General features: G+C 36.6%; 22 protein-coding genes. 13 read left to right on the top strand and 9 right to left on the bottom strand.

What is annotated here, in order from left to right; translation table 11 throughout:
• The first annotated feature begins 39 nt into the window (after positions 1-39).
• The 3 genes from ACLMCG_RS15975 to ACLMCG_RS15965 all read left to right on the top strand — a co-directional run bounded on the left by ACLMCG_RS15975 (position 40) and on the right by ACLMCG_RS15965 (position 2,662).
• Entirely contained in the window at positions 40-744 is a 705-nt protein-coding gene (locus ACLMCG_RS15975; RefSeq protein WP_413960223.1) for a DNA alkylation repair protein, read from the top strand.
• A 146-nt stretch (positions 745-890) separates the two neighbouring features.
• Entirely contained in the window at positions 891-1,949 is a 1,059-nt protein-coding gene (locus ACLMCG_RS15970; protein WP_413960222.1) for an NAD(P)H-dependent flavin oxidoreductase, read from the top strand.
• A 95-nt stretch (positions 1,950-2,044) separates the two neighbouring features.
• Positions 2,045-2,662, top strand: a complete 618-nt coding sequence (locus tag ACLMCG_RS15965) for a hypothetical protein (protein ID WP_413960221.1) — start codon at positions 2,045-2,047, stop codon at positions 2,660-2,662.
• Positions 2,663-2,705: 43 nt separating this feature from the next.
• On the opposite strand, the gene ACLMCG_RS15960 is transcribed toward ACLMCG_RS15965, so the two are convergent.
• The 4 genes from ACLMCG_RS15960 to ACLMCG_RS15945 are packed head-to-tail and all read right to left on the bottom strand — an operon-like array spanning position 2,706 to position 5,966.
• Positions 2,706-4,043 (bottom strand): UDP-N-acetylmuramate--L-alanine ligase, encoded by a 1,338-nt coding sequence (locus tag ACLMCG_RS15960; protein ID WP_413960220.1) that lies wholly within the window; start codon positions 4,041-4,043, stop codon positions 2,706-2,708.
• Between the two features lie 6 nt (positions 4,044-4,049).
• The gene (locus ACLMCG_RS15955; RefSeq protein WP_413960219.1) at positions 4,050-4,487 is read right to left on the bottom strand and encodes a hypothetical protein; all 438 of its coding nucleotides are present in this window, start codon (positions 4,485-4,487) and stop codon (positions 4,050-4,052) included.
• 15 nt (positions 4,488-4,502) lie between these two features.
• Entirely contained in the window at positions 4,503-5,309 is an 807-nt protein-coding gene (locus ACLMCG_RS15950) for a lysophospholipid acyltransferase family protein (protein ID WP_047373745.1), read from the bottom strand.
• A gap of 27 nt (positions 5,310-5,336) precedes the next feature.
• Positions 5,337-5,966, bottom strand: a complete 630-nt coding sequence (locus ACLMCG_RS15945) for an NUDIX hydrolase (protein ID WP_149835321.1) — start codon at positions 5,964-5,966, stop codon at positions 5,337-5,339.
• Between the two features lie 423 nt (positions 5,967-6,389).
• Here ACLMCG_RS15945 and ACLMCG_RS15940 point away from each other — a divergent pair, with 423 nt between their 5' ends.
• From ACLMCG_RS15940 to ACLMCG_RS15915, 6 genes are all read left to right on the top strand, one after another.
• Positions 6,390-7,208 (top strand): RIP homotypic interaction motif-containing protein, encoded by an 819-nt coding sequence (locus ACLMCG_RS15940; protein ID WP_223601252.1) that lies wholly within the window; start codon positions 6,390-6,392, stop codon positions 7,206-7,208.
• Between the two features lie 114 nt (positions 7,209-7,322).
• Entirely contained in the window at positions 7,323-7,721 is a 399-nt protein-coding gene (locus ACLMCG_RS15935; protein ID WP_413960218.1) for a hypothetical protein, read from the top strand.
• Positions 7,722-7,728: 7 nt separating this feature from the next.
• Positions 7,729-8,463, top strand: coding sequence for a CsgE family curli-type amyloid fiber assembly protein (locus tag ACLMCG_RS15930; protein WP_413960217.1), 735 nt, complete (start codon positions 7,729-7,731; stop codon positions 8,461-8,463).
• 11 nt (positions 8,464-8,474) lie between these two features.
• Positions 8,475-8,885, top strand: a complete 411-nt coding sequence (locus ACLMCG_RS15925; protein WP_077414270.1) for a curli production assembly/transport component CsgF — start codon at positions 8,475-8,477, stop codon at positions 8,883-8,885.
• Between the two features lie 24 nt (positions 8,886-8,909).
• Complete coding sequence (locus ACLMCG_RS15920) at positions 8,910-10,274, top strand: CsgG/HfaB family protein (protein WP_223601255.1); 1,365 nt, start codon at positions 8,910-8,912, stop codon at positions 10,272-10,274.
• Between the two features lie 11 nt (positions 10,275-10,285).
• Positions 10,286-11,797 carry a carboxypeptidase-like regulatory domain-containing protein gene (locus tag ACLMCG_RS15915; RefSeq protein WP_413960216.1) on the top strand — a complete coding sequence of 504 codons (1,512 nt, stop codon included), beginning with the start codon at positions 10,286-10,288 and terminating at the stop codon, positions 11,795-11,797.
• Positions 11,798-12,057: 260 nt separating this feature from the next.
• On the opposite strand, the gene ACLMCG_RS15910 is transcribed toward ACLMCG_RS15915, so the two are convergent.
• From ACLMCG_RS15910 to ACLMCG_RS15890, 5 genes are all read right to left on the bottom strand, one after another.
• Positions 12,058-12,705, bottom strand: coding sequence for a response regulator transcription factor (locus ACLMCG_RS15910; protein WP_223601257.1), 648 nt, complete (start codon positions 12,703-12,705; stop codon positions 12,058-12,060).
• A gap of 216 nt (positions 12,706-12,921) precedes the next feature.
• Positions 12,922-13,389, bottom strand: a complete 468-nt coding sequence (locus tag ACLMCG_RS15905) for an OsmC family protein (RefSeq protein ID WP_223601258.1) — start codon at positions 13,387-13,389, stop codon at positions 12,922-12,924.
• 256 nt (positions 13,390-13,645) lie between these two features.
• The gene (locus ACLMCG_RS15900; RefSeq protein ID WP_223601259.1) at positions 13,646-15,205 is read right to left on the bottom strand and encodes a ribonuclease E/G; all 1,560 of its coding nucleotides are present in this window, start codon (positions 15,203-15,205) and stop codon (positions 13,646-13,648) included.
• Positions 15,206-15,572: 367 nt separating this feature from the next.
• Positions 15,573-15,863 (bottom strand): HU family DNA-binding protein, encoded by a 291-nt coding sequence (locus ACLMCG_RS15895; RefSeq protein WP_002984212.1) that lies wholly within the window; start codon positions 15,861-15,863, stop codon positions 15,573-15,575.
• A 318-nt stretch (positions 15,864-16,181) separates the two neighbouring features.
• Entirely contained in the window at positions 16,182-16,853 is a 672-nt protein-coding gene (locus ACLMCG_RS15890) for a response regulator transcription factor (protein WP_047373763.1), read from the bottom strand.
• Positions 16,854-17,032: 179 nt separating this feature from the next.
• Between ACLMCG_RS15890 and tssO the strand changes: the two genes are divergently transcribed.
• From tssO to tssR, 4 genes are read left to right on the top strand one after another with little or no spacing between them, the layout of a single operon-like run.
• On the top strand, positions 17,033-17,569 hold the full coding sequence (gene tssO, locus ACLMCG_RS15885; protein ID WP_223601260.1) for a type VI secretion system TssO: 537 nt from the start codon (positions 17,033-17,035) through the stop codon (positions 17,567-17,569).
• A gap of 11 nt (positions 17,570-17,580) precedes the next feature.
• Positions 17,581-18,105: a type VI secretion system transmembrane protein TssO gene (locus tag ACLMCG_RS15880; protein WP_223601261.1), complete on the top strand. Its 525-nt coding sequence runs from the start codon at positions 17,581-17,583 to the stop codon at positions 18,103-18,105.
• Between the two features lie 48 nt (positions 18,106-18,153).
• Positions 18,154-19,065, top strand: a complete 912-nt coding sequence (locus tag ACLMCG_RS15875) for a PKD domain-containing protein (protein ID WP_223601262.1) — start codon at positions 18,154-18,156, stop codon at positions 19,063-19,065.
• Positions 19,066-19,110: 45 nt separating this feature from the next.
• The gene (gene tssR / locus ACLMCG_RS15870; RefSeq protein WP_413960215.1) at positions 19,111-21,516 is read left to right on the top strand and encodes a type VI secretion system protein TssR domain-containing protein; all 2,406 of its coding nucleotides are present in this window, start codon (positions 19,111-19,113) and stop codon (positions 21,514-21,516) included.
• The last annotated feature ends 56 nt before the right edge of the window (positions 21,517-21,572 follow it).

Here is a 21,572-nt window from a genome sequence, read left to right as displayed (position 1 = left end):
TATTGTGAAATCTGCGGGATTTTAAATTAATAATAATCCATGACAGCACAGGAATTCATAGAAACACTTTCATTATTTAAAAACGAAAAAGAACTCAATAAAGCTGAGAAATTTTTCAAAGGAAATGATGGGGTTACAAAGAGCTTCGGAGTGAAATTCGGAGATGTCTTTACAACAGCTAAAGAATTTTCGATGATGCCTCTTGAGGAGATCAACAAACTTCTTGACAGTGATTTCTATGAAGTGAGAATGGGAGCTGTGAGTATCATGGATTTCCAGGCCAGAAGTAAAAAAACGACTGAAGATCAGAAGAAAGACCTCTTTGATCTGTATCTGAACCGTCATGACCGTTTGAATAACTGGGATTTTGTGGACAGAGCAGCCCGAAATATTATTGGGGAATATCTCATAGATAAACCCAGGGACATCTTATATAAGCTTGCTCATTCTGAAAGTCCGTGGGAAAGGAGGACAGCTATTGTAAGCACCCATGCATTTATCAGAAAAAATGATGCAGAAGATACTTTTGCCATTGCAGAAATCCTTGTTCATGACCCGAATGAACTGGTGAATAAAGCCGTAGGGAGCTGGATAAGAGAAGCCGGAAAAAAAGACAAAAAGAAATTACATCATTTTCTCACCACTTACGTGAAAACAATGCCTGCTGTTACATTTTCTTATGCCACTGAAAAACTTGATCCGGCATCAAAATTACATTATAAAGAACTCAGAAAATCAAAATAAATCTTGCTTTGTTCAATGGACAATAGATGTTTATCAACAACCTTAAACTCTAAACCTTGAACTTTAAACTCTATTCTGAGCAATATCATATCATTGAATAAGAAGTATTGTCTCATTCTTCGTAAATTTTAATAAAAATAATTCTTATGTTTTGGTCCGATACAATCAGTAAAAAGTTAGGGATACAATATCCTGTGATTCAGGCTCCGATGTTTGGAGTAAGTACGGTACAGATGGTGGCTGCTGCTACAAAAGCAGATTGTGTGGGATCACTGGCACTGGCTGATCTTTCTGCGGATCAGTCTGTTGAATTGATCAGGGAAACGAAAAAACTGACAGATAAACCTTTCGCTGTAAATATATTTGTCCATCACATTCCTGAGATGACGGATGATTTAAAAGAAAAGTTTGTCAAAACCAAACAGTTTATTGAGAAGCTAGCCAGAAAAAATAATATTGAAGTAGAGCTTCCGGAACTTGAGACAATCAGTATAAAGACTTATCATGAGCAGGTGGATGCCATCATTGAAGAGAACTGTAAAATTTTAAGCTTTACATTCGGAAATCTGGATGATCAGAGTATTCGGAAATTAAAAGGAAACGGAGTTACCCTTATCGGAACCTGTACGTCTGTGAATGAAGCTTTGGAGCTTGAAAAATCCGGTATTGATATCATTTGTGTTCAGGGAATAGAGGCGGGGGGCCACAGAGGAAGTTTTGACGCGGAGAATATTCCGCAGATCGGAGGGTTGTCTTTGCTGTCACAGGTGTATGATCATGTGAATGTTCCTTTAATTTATGCAGGGGGTATTTATGGTGGCAAGACATTAAAAGCTGTTAAAGACTTAGGTGCTCAGGGCTTTCAGGTGGGAAATCTTTTATTGGCTTCTCGGGAAAGTGCTTTACAGCCTTTTGAAAAAGAAAGACTGAAAAAAGTGAAAGAAGAAGAGATTGTTTTAACGAAGAGCTTTTCAGGAAGGTTTGCCAGAGGAATAAAAAATCAATTTATAGAAACGGTTGAAAACTCAGAATATATTTTACCCTATCCTTATCAGAACAAACTGACGAATGCGTTGCGTAAAGCAGCAAAATCTCTGCAAAATCCTGAATTTGTATCCATCTGGCTGGGGCAGTCTATTCATCCGTACAGTGAACTTTCCACAGAAGAAATTTTGAAAAATCTGATCAAAGAATGTGAAAGATAGATCTGTATGTTTTAATTTGATGATAATTTTATATTTTCGTATCTCAATAGCATTGAGCTGACCCCAATATAAAACTAAAACCAATAAAAACATCCATGAAATATTCAGAAGGAATTCAGAGATCACTTCCGTTCGGATATCTTTTTCTCGTTGTAATGGGAATATTAAAAGAGAGTGTCTTCTACTATCAGATAGGTATTAATATCCTGAAATATTCAACGATAATGGATATTTTGATAAGCCCGATTGCTACCTTAACCGCTCATCCTGTAATACTCATTGCCCTCATTGGGATTGTTGTATTTTCATTTGTTTTTCCCTCTTTTTTATCAAAACAGGCCAGTAAAAATAAACGTTGGGCATTCCAGATGGCATCTCTCAAAGGACATGAAAATATGAGCAAAGAGGCTATTGAGAATCATTTTACCAATATGTTTGTGAGATTTCTGGCCATGATGTTACTGTCTTTCTTTGTAGGAATAGGCTTGGGAGAGGGATTTGGGCTTACCAGAAAAATAAGGGAGAACAAACTTAAATACGACTATAGATTAAACTATGGTGATGATAAGTTTGAACAGGTTCATCTGATAGGATCCAACAGCATGTATTACATCTATCTGGCAAAAGGAAACAAAACGATAAAAATTTCACCGGTAGGATCTATAAAAAGTATTGAGTTGACCAACAACAAAAGATTGAATAATCAGAAATAATGCCTAATAAAAAAGCTTCAGAATATCATCTGAAGCTTTTTGTTTATTTTGTTAAATCAAGACCGCCGAAATTTCCGGAACTCATCATGAGATAAACACCATCTGTTTTATCCAATGTATTCCAATAGGAATGAAGATCTTCAGCATTCGTGAAAACCTTTAAATTCTCATTCTTGAATTTTTCTTTGATAAATTCTGGTGATATAGGCTCCATTCTTTTGATCTTCAAAGCATCTTCAGAATAGAAAACGATAGCTTCATTCAATCCGTCCATGGCATGATCATATTGCTCAAGGAAAGCCGGATTTAAACTGGAATACGTATGAAGCTCCAGAAATCCGTATTTCTTATCATTTTTAAACTGTTCTGTGAATGCTTTTACAGCTGCCTTCACCTTGCTTGGTGCATGGGCAAAGTCTTTATAAAGCGTTCCTTTATCTTCTCTTTCTACTTTTTCAAGACGTTTGGATGCTCCTTTGAAGCTCATGATAGCCTCATAAAAGTCTTCATCCATAATACCAAGCTGTCGGCAGATATGTCTTGCTCCTTCCATATTCAACAGGTTGTGAGCTCCAAAAACAGAAAGAGGAACATCTCCCATTTCAGTTTTTAAATACACTTTACCATTATTGATTTCATATTCAGGAGTGTTGTAAGGGATTTTTCTGAAATAATTTTCAGCATTTTCCACTACTTTTACTACTTCCGGATCTTCTTCGTTATAAACCAGAACTCCTCCCGCTGTAATGCTTGCTACAAACTTTCTGAACTGATCTATATAATCATCAAATGTTTTGAAAACATTGATATGATCCCAGGCAATACCACTCATCAAAGCAATATTCGGCTGATACAGTAAAAATTTAGAACGAAGATCAATAGGAGAAGAAAGGTATTCATCACCTTCCAGAACCATGAAGTCATTATCCTGAGTCAGTTTTACCATACAGTCGAAACCTTCAAGCTGAGCTCCAACCATGAAATCCACGTCTTTCTGATGGAAATTCAAAACGTGAAGAATCATTGAAGTAATCGTTGTTTTACCATGTGATCCGGCAATGACAACTCTGGTTTTATTTTTAGACTGCTCGTACAGGAATTCAGGATAAGAATATATTTTCAGACCCAGTTCTTTTGCTCTTGCCAATTCAGGATTATCCTGATGGGCATGCATTCCAAGAATAACAGCATCAATATCCGGAGTAATCTTTTCCGGGAACCAGCCCATTTCCTGAGGCAGAATTCCTTTCTTTTCCAAACGGGATTTTGAAGGCTCAAAAATAGCGTCATCAGAACCTGTCACCTGATATCCTTTGTCTTTTAATGCAATCGCAAGATTATGCATGGCGCTTCCGCCAATGGCAATGAAGTGGGTTTTCAATTGTATTTACTGTTTTTTAACATTAGTATTAATGATCTGCTGGAAAGCTTCAAGAATATTGTTCCAGTTGGTCTGGTAATTCGGAATGATCATACTGGCATCCGATTTATTCCCTTCATTTGAACCTTTCTTGACATTGATGGAAGTTGAAATATTGTCGTACAATTTTTTACGGTCTTCCTGTATTCTTCTGAAATTGTTCTGAGAAAGAACCTGATCCAGTTTTTTTAAATCTTCATCAGAGATTTTAAAATCCTGCTTGTATTTCTTGCCCTGCCCTTCAAAAGAGTAGTGTACATTATTTCCTTTTATAAGAAGATTTTCATATACCGGAGCATAGCCTCCACTTTTCGAATAGCTGATATCAAAATCCGAATATACCTTTTGGCTGTTGCATGAAACTAATACTATGATTGCGAATAAGATTCCAAGTATTTTGTTCATAATTTTTAATTTACTTTAATTATTTGAGTCCTTTTGTTCTAATTTTTTAGCTTTAAGTTCTTCATCATAACTGTGTAATAAGTTGAAATCTTCTGTCTGCTCAATGGCAGTCATTATTTTCAATAAAATTTCCGGTGCTTTTTCATTATCATAATCAATATCCAAAGGAGCTTTGAATTCCATCGTAGGTTTTACACCGGTTACCTTTACGCGGAGTCCTTTTTTATCAAAAGCTCTTCTGAATCCGTTTATTTTGATTGGAATTACAATAGGACGCTGATTCTTTACCAACTTGGCCGTTCCTCTTCGTCCCTGTGCAAAAGCAGAAGTAGTTCCTTGAGGGAAAGTCGCTACCCAGCCATTGTCCAATGCTTTCATAATATTGTCTACCTCGCTCATATCAACCATTCTGTTGACATTTTTCCCTTCGGCTCTCCATGTTCTTTTTACCGTTACAGCACCCGCAATTTTGAATATTTTGGGAAGAATACCTTTATTCATGGTTTCCTCTGCTGCTACATAGTAAAAATCGATCTTTGGGTTCAATAGGTAGATCGGGTTTTTTATCGTGTTCAGATATCCGTTATTTACAGCACAGAACGCATGATACATGGCTGCCACATCTGCAAAATAGGTCTGATGGTTGGATACAAAAAGTACGTTAGAATCCGGAAGATCCACAAGGTGTTCTGTTCCGGTTATTTTTAACTTATTAAAGCCGTTGAATCTTCTGTATGATACAACTCCTAAAATAAAAATAATAAACCTTTTCAAAAAATAAGGTGTTCCGAATGCATCGGTGAAAATATTTTTCTTCGCCATCTCTCAATTAAACACGGTAGTGCAAAGTTACATTTTTTTCAGCAACTGGCTGAATTCACTTAATATCATCGCTGTAGCACCCCAGATAATGTATCCGTTGAAATTGATAACAGGAACCTCATGTCCGCTTGCATTAGGCAGTGCCATAATTTCGGGGGTGTCTGACAGGTTCAGAAAGGAAGTGATGGGAAATTCTATGGTTTCCACCGCTTCCGTCTGCTGAAGAACGAAGGCGGGATTCTTTTTAGTATAAGAAATATAGGGATATACATAAAAATTGCTCGGTGGAATATAAATAGGAGACATTTCTCTGATAATTCTTACATAATGTTTGTCTATTCCGATTTCTTCGGATGTTTCCCGAACTGCGGTTTCCGCAAAATCTCTGTCCATCTCCTCACGCTTTCCTCCAGGCAGTGAAATCTGCCCGCTATGTCTGTCGTGCTCATTAATGGTTCTTTGGATCAATGGAAAATACCACTCGTTGTCTTTCAGATATAAAACGATATTGACTGCCGCAAATTTGGGATTCTTTGCCAATACTTCATCATAAGTAAAAACGGGACGGTAGGGAGGGGAGAAAACCCCATGTGCATGTTCACCGGGAAGTTCTACACTTTTTATTTTTCGTAATAAATCTTTTCCAAAATTTTCCATAGCTCAAATTTAACAATATATCTTGAAGAAATAAGGGCCTTAACATTAATTAACCATGTGAGATCAGGATGAAAAGATCAGTAGCTTTGGATTTTCCTTGACAAATGAAAGATGGATAATTGGTGATCGCAATATTTTAAAACCCAGCGTTGTGAAGTTTTACTGCTCATGATGAATTTAAAAAAATGAGTGAAAATAACGGCAGGAGATTATTCAATATTCACCACTGAATGAGCTACTTATAATTCTTTAAATGACTCCCGTATTTTTCCGTAACTGAAAACAATGACTTCCATACAACGGCAAATGGTGACCCTTACAACTATAAACAGTGACTTTTGAAATTTACACTTTGATGGTGGTTTTTCATTTTGACTCAGAGGCTACCTTTGCCTTACTATTAACCAATTAATTTTTACTAAGATGAAAAATTTACTTACAGGTGTATTTACACTATTCGCCATGAGTTTCGGATTTGCACAATTTAATATTGATGTAACTACCCAAACAGGAAACTTAAATGTTGCTACTGTGGATCAGACTGGTCTTTTGAATATCAACTCTTTGACACAGACAGGGAATCGTAATACTGCAGACATTGATCAGGTAGGTATTTTGAATGTTAATACTGCACAAAGTATCGGAAACAGAAACTCTATAGATGTAGATCAGGTGGGTATCGGAAACTCAAACGAAGTCATGCAGATGGGAAACAGAAACTCTGCTTCAACATGGCAGCTTGGAGTTCTTAACTCTACAGAACAAACTCAGATCGGAAGAAGAAATGATGCTTCTTCGGTACAGGTAGGATTAGGGAACTTTGTTCTTCAATATCAGGACGGAAGAAGAAATGATGCTTCAGCTATTCAGCTAGGTAGTGGTAATGACGCTTATCAAATTCAGCTGGGAAGAAGAAATGATGCCAGCGGACTTCAGGTAGGAGCTAACAATGTCCTTGTTCAGTATCAGGATGGTGATGATAACAGTGCTACTCATGTTCAGGCCGGATCAAATAATATTGCCGCTTCAGTTCAGGTAGGAGATGATAATACCTCTGCCGGATTACAGATAGGTAATGCCAACCAGCTTTATCAGTTCCAGATAGGAGATTCCAACACAGCTATTGACCTTCAGATGGGTAATGGTAACTTTACCTGGGTAGCTCAAAGCGGTACTGGCCATGTTCACTTAGGAGCTCAGGTAGGTAACGGAAACTCTATGATTGTGAATCAATCCAATTAAGCCCTATAACACATACTGTAAATCTTAGAAATTGTAAAGGAGAAACTACAGGGTTTCTCCTTTTTTACCTCCAATTTTCTCCGGTTTGCATCAGTACTTTAATACATAGAGGCCATGTTTACTTTAAGATGGAGTGTTTTTGCTCTTTTCATCGTATTGCCATTACAGGCACAGGAAATAGACTGGGATAAGATCAACAGCAATACAATCTTTAATCTTATAGCCAGGCAGCAGATTGATCAGACTTCATTCGGTTCCAATATCATTCAGATGGGCGATTATAACAATGCCGAGCTTTCTCTTAATGCCAGAACTAATATTGCTATAAAACAATTGGGAGACTTTAATACGCTTTATTTTATGAATTCATTTACAGATAAAGAAACTAAAGCTGCGATTACTGCACAAGGAAACAATAATATTATTGATGTTACGGGAAGCAACAGTATTTCGGATGGAATTCAGATCAATGTAAAGGGACACAATAAAACAGTTTTCATGAGAAACTATTAAAATACAAATGATGAAAATTTTATATTCCCTTAGCCTGAGCACATTTTTTAGCTTCCTGTCTGTATGGATGTATGGGCAGGAAGATAAAAAAGTAAATGCAAGAATAGAGAGCAGCCTTCTTGAAAATCAGATTATTCTGAAAGCAATTGTAATGAACAATACCACCGTTTATAAGGAACTGAATTATCTTTTGGTTTCTATAAAAAAAGGAAACGGCGGGAATCTTTCAAACAATCAGCAGAGTGGTAAATTTTCTGTTAATCCCAATGAAGTCAAAATACTATCAGAGATCAGTGTCAATCTTGAATCAAAAGATGCCTTGAAGGCCTTTCTTTATATCAGGGATGAAGAAACACAAAAACTGGTCGCCAAAGACAGTCTGGAGCTCAATAGCGATCTTTTTAAAAAGAAAACCGCAAAAGTAGAAGAGGATGCGGCTTATGAACTGAGAGGACTTACCATTGATGAAACCAAAACCAAGGTTGGAAAAGATTTTTATGATCTGTTTTATATGCAATATAACCAGCTTCCGGATAAAAGCAGCAGTGCCGTTACCATTACAGAACTTCCACTTCGTGGAACAAGCGGCCAGATCAATATTCAGATTGAGGATAAAATTATTTACAGTTTTATGACCAATCCTGCAGAAGATTATTTAAAAGAACAGCTGGTTTACAGCTTAAAATATATCAAAGAATTTAATGCTAAGAAAAACCTTATTAAAAATGAATTTATCTACTAAAAATGTCCGCCATGAAAACCTTTATCATTATTTTGACCTTTATTGCGGGTATTTTCTACGGAAAATCTCAGCAGCTCGTCTACAAACCGGTCAATCCGGCTTTTGGGGGTGACACGTTTAATTACCAGTGGCTTTTAAGCTCTGCCAATGCACAAAACCAATTTGACGAAAAAAATGATTTCAGCGATCTGCTGGATCGTGTAAACTCTCTTGACAGCTTTACCCAGAGTCTCAACAGACAGATTCTCAGTGAGCTTTCAAGAAAACTGTTTGATGAACAGTTTGGTGATGGAAATATAAAGCCGGGAAATTATCTTTTCGGATCGCTTTACTTACAGATTACCAATACTAATCAGGGACTTTTAATCAATATTTTGGATACCAGCAATGGCGATCAGTCCGAGATCGTAATTCCGAAATAGGAAATAACTAAAAATAAACTTACCATGACAACCTACACTTACACCAGAATCTTTTTCTGTAGTTTCCTGCTATGCATTCTGCAGGCTTGTAGTTCAATATTTGGTTTACCTTCGGATCCCGAAAAACCAACAATGGGTGAGGTTACTTCCTCTACCGCAGAATTGAAAAACCTTCCCCTTCCCAAAGAAAAAATTGTAATAGGGGTCTACAAATTCCGTGACCAGACCGGCCAGTATAAACCTTCCGAAAACGGAAACAACTGGAGTACGGCAGTCCCTCAGGGAACCACCACCATCCTTATCAAAGCACTGGAAGACAGTCATTGGTTTATCCCTATCGAAAGGGAAAACATTGCCAATCTTCTCAATGAAAGACAAATCATCCGTTCCACAAGACAGGAATATATAAAAGATGCAGATAAAAACAGCCAGGCACTTCCTCCTCTTTTATATGCCGGAATTCTTCTTGAAGGCGGCGTAATCTCCTATGACAGCAATATCCTTACCGGAGGACTTGGAGCAAGATATTTCGGAATCGGTGCTTCCACACAATACCGCCAGGATAGAATTACTATTTACCTTCGTGCTGTCTCTACCCTTAACGGAGAAATTCTTAAAACAGTTTATACTTCTAAAACTATTCTTTCAACCAGCGTAAACGGAAGCTTTTTCAGATATATTGATACAGAAAGACTTCTGGAAGCTGAGGTAGGACTTACCCAAAATGAACCCGTTCAGCTTGCTGTAACCGAGGCTATTGAAAAAGCTGTAAAATCTCTTATCGTAGAAGGTATAAGAGACAAAATATGGGGGAAAGCAGTGGATCCCAATGGAGGATATCAGGCTTTAATCAATGAATATAACAGAGAGCAGGAGCAAAATGACGGAAGAGCTTTAGGCGGAAAATATCCGGAAAGCTACAGACAGAAAGTTTCCATATTCGCCAATATTGAAGGGCAGAAAGTGAAAGATGATTATGTGGGCCCTAAAATGAATGTTGGCGGTAAAATAGGGTTTAAATATTTTCTTACTCCCTACCTGAATATGGAATTGAACGGCAGTTATTTTACTCTTGAAAATTCAAATATTGTGAAGAGAAACTATTTCGGTCCCGAAGTGAATCTGGAATATATACTTTTCCCTAAATATAGATTCAGCCCATACGTATACGGTGGGGCAGGAGCGATGTATTCAAAATATAAACCTCAATATAAAGCACAATTTGGGGGAGGGTTGGAATATATGATCAGCCGGAATGTTTCACTGAGGGCTTCAGCTCAATATGACCTGGGTTTCAAAGATGACTGGGAAGGCCTTGTAAATGGAAAAAGGAAAGATCAGGCTTTACGCTTCGGTATAGGAATCAACTTTTACTTCGGAAACAAATAAAAACACGAATTATGAAAACTTTAATTAAAATACTCAGCATATTCATCTTGGCTTTTTGTCTGTTTTCATGCAGTGAAGACCTTGTAGAACAGGCTCAAACAGGAACATTAAAAGGAAAAGTCGTAAAAAGAGGCAGTAATGTACCGCTTTCCAATGTGAAGATCTTTACCAATCCTACAACACAGACGGTTTTCAGTGGTACAGACGGTTCTTTTGAAATCGTAGGCATGCCGGTAGGCAATTATTCCGTAAAAGCAGAGCTTTCAGGATATATTACCAGCTTTCAGTCTGTCAATATACAGAATCAAAATCAAGTGGTAACAGCAGTTTTTGAGATGGATGATGACACCTCATTGAATTCTCCTCCCGCTACACCACAGTTGCTAAGTCCGATAGATAACGCAATAAATCAACCTTTGAGCGTCGAATTAACCTGGAGCGCAACAGATCCGGATACAGCGGATGTTTTAAAATACAGTTTGGCAATTAAAAATAATCTTGACACTAATGTGATTCAGGTTAATGATTTGACAGCTAATCATTATACGCTTTCAAATCTGAAGTTTGGTGTAAGTTACTTCTGGCAGGTGTCTGTTTCGGACGGCATTCACCAGCCAGTTTTAAGTTCTATCAGTAAATTTACCACCAATACGGTGCCGGCCAACAGGTATCACTATACTCAAAAACAGAATGGAAACTTTGTTATCATCTCCAGTGATGATCAGGGGAATAATTTCCAGTTTACCAATTCTTCTTATAACAGCTGGCGACCACGTAAAAACAATAATGCAGGCCTTATTGCATTCCTTCGTACGGAAGGCGGAAGTACTCATATTTATACAGCCAATCCAGACGGTTCCAATCCTTTTAAAGTAACAACGGTTGCTGTAGCAGGGTTTAATAATTATGAAATGGATTTTGCCTGGAGTACAAATGGTAAGGAGCTTATTTATTCTAACTTCAATAAACTATACAGGATCAATAAAGATGGCAGCGGTCTGAGTCTTGTATATACTACTCCGGACGGAAGCATGATATCCGAATGCGACTGGAGTTATGACGGAAGTAAAATAGCTTTGAAAACCAACGATTATAACGGTTATAACACGAAGGTGTATGTTATAGACATGACGGGAAGTATCCTTAAAACTATATTATCCGGTTCTCCGGGAGCCAGCGGTGGGCTGAATTTCTCCGTAGACGGACAGCTTCTTCTCTTTACCCGTGATGTCTCAGGATATCTTGATGGCAGCGGAAATTACAGACAGCTGGATTCACATATTTTTATCTACAATCTGGTCACAGATGCTATAAGTGATATTTCCGCCGAAAGCGAAAAAGTGATGGGAACCAATGATCTTGACCCAAGGTTCTCACCGAATAATGCACAGATCATTTTTATGAACACTTCCAATGATAATATTTCGCAGAGAAATATAATGGTAGTTGATCTTAACAGTAGTTTGACAGATCTTACCCGAACAGCACTTTTTAGCAACGGGGAGATGCCGGATTATGAGTAAGGTTCAAGGTTTTAAAGTTTAAAGTTCCAAGTGGTGAGCCGGAGATTAGAAATCTGGGTTGTTTACAGATAAACAATAAGGTCAAAGTTATATAAGCTTTTTCATAGCTCAGTTTCTGATCTCTATGTCTCACTTCTCATCTTACAATGAAAAGGATTAATAATAAGTTGCGCCTGATTTTAGTAAGAGGAATGAATTCAGGCATAAAAAAATTCCAGACTGTAAAGTTTGGAATTTTTTGAGTTTTTCATGGGAGAATTTCAGTCGATAATATGGTTCTCAATAGCATATTTTACAATTCCGACTGAGTTTTTCGCATTGAGTTTCAAAAGAATTCTTTTTCGGTGTGTTTCTACCGTATTGATACTGATAAAAAGTTTTTCAGAGATATCTTTACTGCTGCAACCATCGCAGATCAGTTTAAGAATTTCCATTTCACGGCGGGTGAGTGGTTCTTTGATGTGTGGGCTTTGCTTTCCCTGTTCGCTGCTGATAAAATTCATCATTTTTTCCTTTGCATGATCACAGATATAGATTTCATTAAGGAGTAAAACATTAATGGATTTCAGGAACTCATCATAGGTGCAGTTTTTGTCCAGATAACCTTTGATACCTTTGTTGAAGAGCTTCCGCATATCTATCACGTCATAAGAGCTTCCTATGACAATGATTTTGGTGTTTTTATGTTGAGAAATAATGCTTTCTACCAATTTACAGATTTCTGTAAGCATGAGCATATTGGAACTCATGACAAGCATTTCCGATGGTTCTTCTTTTAAATGTTTGGAGAGGGTTTCTAAAGAATTACAAATGTCTATCGTGCTGAAAATTTTGCTTTGTGTAAGCAGTCTTGATAATCCCTCTGTATACAGCATGGGTTCATCAAAAATGGTCAATCTTGGTTTCATCATGGTCTGTTTTAGTTATATAAAAATAGTAAAAAAACTTTATATTTTGAATAAAATTGACAAATATTTTAAAATTATTGTGTTTTTATTGATGGTAAAACATTATTTTTATTGATTTTTTATTAAATAATTCTCTTCCAGTGGAGTTTTTTAGAGTTATTACTGTTAAAATGTAATGTTCATCATTGTTTTCTGAATTTAATTCCAGGTGTGGTACTATTTAACTAACGTGGTAGGGATATGCTTCACCGGAAAATTGACCGAGTTGGCAATGAAGCAAAATTCGTTGGCTTTATGATGAAGCTGTTCTGCTTTTTCAATCATTGATTCTTCCGCAACTGTTACCTTGGGATGCAGGGTTGCTTCCGTAAAATGGCCGCTTCCGCTGGCTGTTTCTTCCATTATACCAGTGGCTTCATCAGTATATTCTGTTACAATAATACCGGCTTCAGAACAAAAATGCAGATACCAGAGCATATGACAGGAGGAAAGAGAAGATAAAAGCATTTCTTCCGGATTGTATTTTGTTCTGTCACCACGAAATGCCGGATCAGATGAACCCTCTATAACAACTTTATTTTCTGCTGAAATTGTGTGGCTTCTTTCGTAATCTCTATATCCGCTTGTTCCGGTTCCCAGGTTTCCTGTCCATTGGATGGTCATTTTGTAATGGTGTTTTTTCATGTTTTAAAGATAAATAATTAATGATGAATGATGAATGATGAATGATGAATGATGAATGATGAATGATGAATGATGAATGATGAATGATGAATGATGAATGATATTGTTGTTAAAATTCAATAGGGGTGGGCTTTAGCCCGCCTTTAAAAAATGCAGAATTCACTGGCTTTAGCCAAAACTTAAATTGTACATCATATTCTATGCTTATCAATGCAAAATAAAAAAACCTTCAGTTGTACTGAAGGTTCTAAATTTTTTAATTAGAGAATTCTATTAATTCTTCTTTTTTGGCATTGTAGATTTTGTATTCTAAATATTTAAAAGAATCTCTTGGAACGATGGTTACCCATTTTTTGTATTTGATAAACCATTTCATCTGGATGCTTTTAATGCCTTTGGTAAGGTAGGCTTCCACAAATGGGTGTACATGCAGGTAGATTTTTCCCTTTTCTTTCTGCAGGATGTTTCTTAAGGTTTCACCCATTCTTTCCACGATAACAATAGGAGCTACAATTTCTCCGTCTTTGTTCGGGTTTTCTTCTTTGGTGTCGATCTGTTTTTCCGGACGGTTTCTTTGTCTGGTAATCTGGATCAGTCCAAATTTACTTGGAGGAAGTATTTTGTGGCGAGCTTTGTCGCGCTTCATTTCCTCTTTGAGATGCTCGTAAAGATCTCTTCTGTGATCAGAATTCGGCATGTCTATGAAATCGATTACGATAATACCTCCCATATCGCGGAGGCGAAGCTGTCTTGCGATCTCAGTAGCAGCCATTTTGTTCACTTTCAGTGCATGTTCTTTATTGACAGCAGTTCCGGTGGTAATATTGTTACCGGAGTTGACATCAACGACGTGAAGTGCTTCTGTGTGTTCAATAACAAGATAAGCGCCTTTGGAACTTGGAATGTTAACGTGTTTTCCGAAGCTCTGTTTAAGCTGTTTTTCAACATTGTAATATTCCAGAAGAGGAATATGGGAATCATAAAACTGGACAATATTTTTCTTTTCAGGAGCAATTACTTCTACGTAATTTGTCATTTCGTTTACCATTTGCTCATCATCGCAGATGATATTGACGAAATCCTGATTAAAATTGTCTCTTAAAATAGCTGAAGCTTTATCTTCTTCGCTTAAAACTTTAGACGGAATTTTATTTCTCTGGATATTTTTAAAAGTGCTTTCCCATTTCTGAACCAGCTGGTTCATGTCATTATGAAGGTCTGCGACTTTTTTTCCTTCGGCTACTGTTCTGATGATAACTCCAAAACCTTCAGGCTTGATGCTGTCGATTAAGGTTCTCAGTCTTTCCTTTTCTTCGAAGCTTCGGATCTTTTTAGAAATAGAAACTTTATTGTCGAAAGGGATCAGAACCAGAAAACGTCCTGTCAGAGAGATTTGAGTAGAAATTCTTGGGCCTTTTGTAGAAATGGGCTCCTTGGTGATTTGCAGCAGAACTATATCGTCTTTGGCGATCACTTTATCTACCGTTCCATTTTTGTCTATTTCGGGTTGTATCTCGAAATTCTTTAAGCTTGAAGTGCTTTGTTTTTTAGAAATAGTATCTTTTAAAAACTTTCTATATGTAAGATACTGTGGTCCCAGATCCTGGTAATGCAGAAATGCATCCTTGTCATATCCGATATTAACGAATGCTGCATTCAGATTGGGTGCCAGTTTTTTTACTTTTCCTATAAACAGATCCCCAACTATAAAATCGCTTTTGTCCTCTTGCTCATGAAGTTCACATAGTCTTCCGTCTTCCAGTAATGCAATCTTTGTAAGATCATCTTCATGCGAAACTATTAGTTCTTTCTTCATTTTTTAATAAGATAAAATTGTTAAGATTATAGGAAGTGGATGTTTTTTCTGATTAATTCATCTATTAAATATAAGGATTTTGGATGAAAACCATTATATGTTTATTAAAATAATATTTGAAACCATCCGTTTTCCGCGGAATCTTATAGTTGCAAACAAAAATATAGTTAGTGAACTTTAAGAATTTAAATCCACCAACTATATTATTATATTGTAAATCTCGAGAAGAGGAGATTATTTTTTCTTATGTCTGTTTGCTCTTCTTCTTTTCTTTCTTTTGTGAGTCGCAACCTTGTGTCTTTTTCTTTTCTTTCCGCTTGGCATAATTTTAATTTTTTAGTAACTAGTTAATATTCAGTTAATGTTCTTATTTTACTGCAACTTTAGTTTTTACTTTCTCAACAAAAGATTTTGAAGGTTTGAAAGCAGGAATGTTATGAGCAGGAATCTCAATTGCAGTGTTTTTAGAAATATTTCTTCCTGTTTTAGCAGCTCTTGTTTTAATGATAAAAGATCCAAAACCTCTTAGATAAACGTTATCCCCATTATACATAGAAGTTCTGATCTCCTGCATAAAAGCTTCTACAACTTTCTGTGTTTCATTCTTTTCTGTTCCCAACTTATTTGAGATGGTGTTTACCAATTCTGCCTTTGTCATTTCCTTATTTTAATTTTAAATTTTAGGTGTGCAAATTTAGTTAAAAAAATTGAATACTAGCAAATTAGTGGCAAAATATTTTTATTCAAATCGTTGAGCTTTTTATGTATATACTATATTAAGGCAGGGTAGCAATAATTTAACAATAAAATAATGTAGCGGTATAAAGGTACAAAAAAAATAATGAACAAAATTTAATAAATGCCGGTAGCGATAGGTTCCACAGGGGTTTCTTACTTATAATAAGCATTAATAAGCCGTCCTTAGTCTCCACAAGTTAGCCGGAATTTTAAATTTTAAATCTGAACTCAGAATTTTTTATAAACTGGAATTGTAATATCCGTTTTCTACGCAGAAACGGATAAGGTGAAGCTTGGTTTTCAGTCCCAGCTTTTCTGTAAGCCGGTTGATATAAGTGTCAATAGTTCTTGTACTCAGATTAAGTTTTTCTGCAATTTCTTTATTGCTGAATCCCTCATAACAGAATCTCATCAGCTGTATTTCAGCCGGAGAAAGCTCTTCCTGGCCCTTTTTCTGTCTGTCCATATATTCCTGTACCGCAAGGGGCTGCTGCTCCCATTCCTTAGAATAGGTTTGATAATCAAAGTCTTCAGAAGCAATACTCCCTTTGATAATATCTTTGATAATAGTACTTTTTTTCTGACAGTAATAGATATTAGGAATTTTTGAAAGAATTTCAGCCATATCTTCCTGATAGGTGCCGGAATAGGTAATAATAGGGGTTTCTGTATTGTTTTTTCGGATGTATTTGATTGCTTCAATTCCGCTTAAAACAGGCATAAATAACTCAATGATGAATACATCTTCCTGCCTCCTGTAAATTCTGTTTACCAGCTCGTGCCCATTGTTACAGTCATTCAGAAGCATATAGAAAGGATTCTCCATGAGTGTTTTGATCATTATTTTTTTAAAATAAAAATCACTGTCAGCAATAGAAAAACGTACGGTATTAGATAATATTTTACTCATTCTTAATATCGATTTGGCGAATGATATTTAAAATTTAGAGGTCTAATTTATGAAAAACTTATCAAAGTGAAAATTAATATTAATTTAATCAGGGTTTTCACGAAACAGGTCTGGGGAAACTACGTATTGTGCATGAATTTTTTTTTTTATATTTTCACAGGCCAAACAAATCGCAAATTATGTCTTCTAACAGGGAAAAAAAATTAAACAAATCTGACGTCAGAATAGGCATTTGGAAGTTTATTCTGTCTTTTGTCGTTTTGTCGGTTGTAACTTTTGCGTGCTTATTTCTCTTCTTTAAGAGTTATGACATACAACGTGAAGGGATCAGCCGGGAAGCTGAAGCCTATAAAGAACTGATGCTCCGAAGCGACGTGCTGAAAGATCACATTGATGATATTTATGACAAAATGAACCAGCTTAGTATTAATAAGGTGGACAATGAGGTGTTTCTCAGAACCAGCATTATGGATAACGTGAGAGATGCCAAAAATATTATGGGCAAAGACAGTGCACAGAGCTTTAAGCACTATGCTATACTGATGAAGCAGATCGTGCCTATGATGACTTTAAAGGCTAAGATCACTGAGGTAGAATATAAGAAGAAAACCGTTTTAAGGGATCTGGATGAATGTATGGGTAAGATAAAAGTAACCAATAACGAGCTTAGAAAAGACCCTACAAGAAATTTCACAGGAAGTAAAAGAAGAAGATAAAAAGAAAAGATATGCAAGGACAAATCACATTATCGAAGAAAGAAAGGCATTATCAGTTTTTTTATTTAATACTGATGCTTGTGACTGCTATGTTATTTTTAGGTGTAATATTTTTAAAAGGATTTGAATCTCCGTTTTCTGATGAAGATGTAAGAGGAATCCAGAATCTTGAACAGAAAGCTGAATTTGAACATCATCAAAAAATTGTTATTCCCATCATGGACAGTACTTATACGATGATCACAAAGCTTACCAATGACGGTCCGCAGCCTTTTATAGAAAATAATATTCAGTTAGGGGTGAATGACCTTAACAGCTATTTCAGCAGTACCGATGTTATTGATATCAGAAAAGATGCCTATCCTCAGATTGCAAAATTCTATAAAATGTACTTTGATGATAAAAAAGTGATTTCAACCACTTCAGAAGACATTAAAATTTTCCAGAAGCAGGTGGATGAATGCAGAATCGGATTTAAGGATAAGCAAAACAAGCTTTATCAGCGTGAGCAGGATCTGAAAGCGAGAGTACAGTAAGTAATAAATACTAGGAATTTTATATAGAACACATCACAATTATTAACTATGAATTATTTTCAAAAGAACAAGAAAAACATTATTATCGGTGTTGTTGCAACTTTGCTCATCGCGGCATTGGTTGCTCTATGGCTGCAGAAAAAAGTTATCCATTCAGCCGATGATATTGTTGGGGTGGTTTATCCGTCTTCATTGGCGGTAGGAGACACACTTTTATTCGAAGATAAAACCCAGTTTGCGAAAACCAAAAGATGGAATTTCGGAGATGGTACAACTTCAGATAAAAACAGTGGGATTCACTTCTATAATAAACCGGGATACTATCAGGTGAGTTTGATCGTTGACAATAAGTATACGAAATCTTTCCCTGTAATGGTAAGCGCAAGAAGCGTTCAGAAAGCAAAAGATACCGCAAAAACTGCCACTACTATTGAAGCTGCAGCTCAGGCTATGCAAAATGAAAGCGTGTCTTTCCGTGCCATTTCTGATGCAAAAGTGTTTGCATGGAAATTCGGAGAAACAGGAAATACAGATTCTAAAGATAAATTTACAATCTATTCTTATAAAAAACCCGGGGACTATGTGGTAACGCTATACACTGAAGAAACTCAGGAGCCAATTTACCATCATATCAAGATCCTTCCGGCTTATGATGCACTTGCTGAAGAAGAAGTTTCAGTAGAAGATTCTTACGCAAGAGTAGATAATGATTTCAAATATCACCTGCAGCAGATAGCCAATGGAAACAGTTTCAATATGCATTACAATTACCTGCTGAAAACTTATCTGTGTAACAATGAAAATACAGTAGTAAAGGTAAATGACAGCAAAGTGAACAACTTCTATATGTATTGCGCCGGTCTTCAGTTTGACAAAAACACGGTGATTCAGACTGTAAAAGTGAACCTTGATGATAAACAGGAGTGTGTAACGAAAGTAGAAATCAACCAAAGCAAATAATATCATCCGGTTTACGGATGCGCCAATCATTAAAGATAAAATAGGATGAAAAATAAATTTCCTCTAGCAGCATATTATATAGGGTTATCAGTATTATTGACGAGTTGCCAGGTAAAACTGCCGTCGAAGAAAACCCCGGAACCGTCGCAGTACGGACAGGTGGATGCTTCCCCTGTCGTTAACGGTTATCCTAAAAAGTCGGCTCCATGGATCGTTATTTCAGACAGATCGAGAAATACGGCTTATCTGGATAAAGATGATGAGAAATCTTACAAGGAAGTAAAATTCCTTGAACCTTTAATGGTTTTAAAACATAGAGACGGAATGGTAAAAGTAGCGGAATATGTTCCGGATGCTTTAATGAAAAAAGTTTCATCAAAATCCATCAAAACATACGGATGGATTCCCGAATCAGATCTTCTTCTTTGGAATAATGCTTTAAAAAGCGAAAAAACGGGATATCCTGTAAGAGTAGCCGTAGTACCAAGTAACAGCGAAGTCATCAAAAACGCTGAAAGATACTATAAGAATGACTCTATTATGGTGTTTAATTCACCAAGTCTTATTGAAACAGCCAATGTAAAGATTCCAAACGGCCAAATTGTTTATGTCTACAAACAGGCTGAAAACAACAAACGATTTTTAGTAGGTAAAAAACCTTCAATTGATATAGATAGCATAGGAAAAGGACTTTACGGATGGGTAAGCTCTAATGTGATTTCCAGCTGGGGAGAGCGCTCTGCAATCAAACTGAAAAATACAACCGGAATCAACGATTCTGCTTTAGGGATCTATGAAGGATATCCTGGGGGATCTGGATCTGATGCTGAAAATAAAAAAGCGGTTCTTCTTACAGACGTTAACAAAAGAACGCAGCTTGAGAATATTTTTCCTGTAAATCTTCCATTGGAACAGGCTCCAACTCCGGATTCAAAAACAAAATATTTCACCAATATTTTAGATTACAGCAAGAACTTTGTATCGAATGTATTGGGTGAGCCTATTTATTTTGACCGCTACAGAGAGATCACGGACAGAGATAAAAATATTAATATCGTTTTTGCATTGGACGTAAGTGCAGGAAATGCACCTTATGCACCTATCGTAAAATCATTACTACAGGATCTTCAGCTTAGATTTGAAAAACCATCTTATTTTAGCAATGTTAAATATGGAGTGGTGCTTTACAAAAATAACCCTTGTGGGGAAAATATTTCTGTATCCAACTTAAGCGCAGACTACAGCAAAATGACTGCGTTTATTGATCAGAAAACAAATGAAATGAACTGTGCAAGCAATAACGGGTATCAGCCGGTAGGGGAAGCTCTTACTGCAGCGGGGAACCTTCTTTCAAACGTACCTGATGAAACCAATATTGTAGTCACTGTAGGAACTTCTGCCAACCAAAGCGGAAATATGTACAGTGTGATCAGCTCACTTACTCAGGCTCAGGCAAGACTGATCATGTTCCAGACCAGTGCAAGATCATCTGATACCTACAACGATTTCGTATTGATGGCTGAAAATGTTGTTACCAATACGGCTAAAAATATTGCTGAACTTAAAAAACAAAAGATCATCAACCAGTATGATGTTCTTACCAAGAATAATTTCAGCCTGGTAGAGGGTGATGCAGGATTCTTCTCATTGGCATACCCTAAACAGAGTATGTCTCAGGGATTCGTTATTTTCCCTAAAAAAGGGGATATTACAACTCCCGGGTTCCTGAAAAAATCTGTTGACAGCCTTATTTCGCAGGTTACTTTAGACAACCAGAATATTGATAAATCACTTAATGAATATTTCCATTCATCTGTGGGAGCAGGAAAAACAGACGTTGATGTAAAATATAAATATCTGTATCCGGGGCTTACTAATCCGGTATCTGCAGGAATTGCAGCACAGCTGATCAACTACGGAAGCCCATTCCTTGTAAAAGGATACATTCCGAAAGATCTGAAAGATTATACTCCGGGAATAGAAAAAGGTATCCTTATTTCTGAAGCGGAATATGACAACTTAAAAGCTTTCTATACCGAAGTTTACAGAAATACTCAGGCAGACCGTCCGGACTTTAATCAGTCAAGAGCAGTGAAAGAATATGTGAAGCTTCTGAAAAAGTATAACCCTACTATAAAATTCCTGGACAAAGGAGCTCTTTATGAGCAGCCAATGTCTTATGCTATTGGAATGAGTACAGGATTTGACCTTTCCGAAGAAGAACTGATGGCTAAGTATAAACTGAAAGGGTGGAAAAAATCAAAAGTTGTTCCTAGTGAGACTGTGAAAAACTATTTCTATCACTACAAAAATTTAGCAGACAGAATGCTTGCCAACAGAAATAACCCAGCGGTAAAGATTCAGCAAAACGGGCAGACTTTCTACTGGCTTAATGAATACTTTACGCCGTCAAGAATTCCGACAGAACAACCGGAATACACAAAGCACTAAAAAATTCATTTTTATCATATCAAAAGCAGAAGTACATCCTTCTGCTTTTTTTGTGT

The organism is Chryseobacterium sp. S90, assembly GCF_047444895.1.
GTDB lineage: Bacteria > Bacteroidota > Bacteroidia > Flavobacteriales > Weeksellaceae > Chryseobacterium.
Note: the sequence above shows the minus strand (reverse complement) of the source record. Positions and strands in the feature narration are given on the sequence as shown.

What these genes read in the sequence shown, in the direction of transcription:
- ACLMCG_RS15895 (WP_002984212.1), bottom strand. Translation starts at nt 15,863, where the DNA reads ATGACAAAGGCAGAATTGGTAAACACCATCTCAAATAAGTTGGGAACA.
- ACLMCG_RS15955 (WP_413960219.1), bottom strand. Translation starts at nt 4,487, where the DNA reads ATGAACAAAATACTTGGAATCTTATTCGCAATCATAGTATTAGTTTCA.
- ACLMCG_RS15875 (WP_223601262.1), top strand. Translation starts at nt 18,154, where the DNA reads ATGAATTATTTTCAAAAGAACAAGAAAAACATTATTATCGGTGTTGTT.
- ACLMCG_RS15935 (WP_413960218.1), top strand. Translation starts at nt 7,323, where the DNA reads ATGTTTACTTTAAGATGGAGTGTTTTTGCTCTTTTCATCGTATTGCCA.
- ACLMCG_RS15945 (WP_149835321.1), bottom strand. Translation starts at nt 5,966, where the DNA reads ATGGAAAATTTTGGAAAAGATTTATTACGAAAAATAAAAAGTGTAGAA.
- ACLMCG_RS15950 (WP_047373745.1), bottom strand. Translation starts at nt 5,309, where the DNA reads ATGGCGAAGAAAAATATTTTCACCGATGCATTCGGAACACCTTATTTT.
- ACLMCG_RS15880 (WP_223601261.1), top strand. Translation starts at nt 17,581, where the DNA reads ATGCAAGGACAAATCACATTATCGAAGAAAGAAAGGCATTATCAGTTT.
- tssO (WP_223601260.1), top strand. Translation starts at nt 17,033, where the DNA reads ATGTCTTCTAACAGGGAAAAAAAATTAAACAAATCTGACGTCAGAATA.
- ACLMCG_RS15905 (WP_223601258.1), bottom strand. Translation starts at nt 13,389, where the DNA reads ATGAAAAAACACCATTACAAAATGACCATCCAATGGACAGGAAACCTG.
- ACLMCG_RS15940 (WP_223601252.1), top strand. Translation starts at nt 6,390, where the DNA reads ATGAAAAATTTACTTACAGGTGTATTTACACTATTCGCCATGAGTTTC.
- tssR (WP_413960215.1), top strand. Translation starts at nt 19,111, where the DNA reads ATGAAAAATAAATTTCCTCTAGCAGCATATTATATAGGGTTATCAGTA.
- ACLMCG_RS15975 (WP_413960223.1), top strand. Translation starts at nt 40, where the DNA reads ATGACAGCACAGGAATTCATAGAAACACTTTCATTATTTAAAAACGAA.
- ACLMCG_RS15925 (WP_077414270.1), top strand. Translation starts at nt 8,475, where the DNA reads ATGAAAACCTTTATCATTATTTTGACCTTTATTGCGGGTATTTTCTAC.
- ACLMCG_RS15970 (WP_413960222.1), top strand. Translation starts at nt 891, where the DNA reads ATGTTTTGGTCCGATACAATCAGTAAAAAGTTAGGGATACAATATCCT.
- ACLMCG_RS15890 (WP_047373763.1), bottom strand. Translation starts at nt 16,853, where the DNA reads ATGAGTAAAATATTATCTAATACCGTACGTTTTTCTATTGCTGACAGT.
- ACLMCG_RS15900 (WP_223601259.1), bottom strand. Translation starts at nt 15,205, where the DNA reads ATGAAGAAAGAACTAATAGTTTCGCATGAAGATGATCTTACAAAGATT.
- ACLMCG_RS15930 (WP_413960217.1), top strand. Translation starts at nt 7,729, where the DNA reads ATGATGAAAATTTTATATTCCCTTAGCCTGAGCACATTTTTTAGCTTC.
- ACLMCG_RS15920 (WP_223601255.1), top strand. Translation starts at nt 8,910, where the DNA reads ATGACAACCTACACTTACACCAGAATCTTTTTCTGTAGTTTCCTGCTA.
- ACLMCG_RS15915 (WP_413960216.1), top strand. Translation starts at nt 10,286, where the DNA reads ATGAAAACTTTAATTAAAATACTCAGCATATTCATCTTGGCTTTTTGT.
- ACLMCG_RS15965 (WP_413960221.1), top strand. Translation starts at nt 2,045, where the DNA reads ATGAAATATTCAGAAGGAATTCAGAGATCACTTCCGTTCGGATATCTT.
- ACLMCG_RS15910 (WP_223601257.1), bottom strand. Translation starts at nt 12,705, where the DNA reads ATGAAACCAAGATTGACCATTTTTGATGAACCCATGCTGTATACAGAG.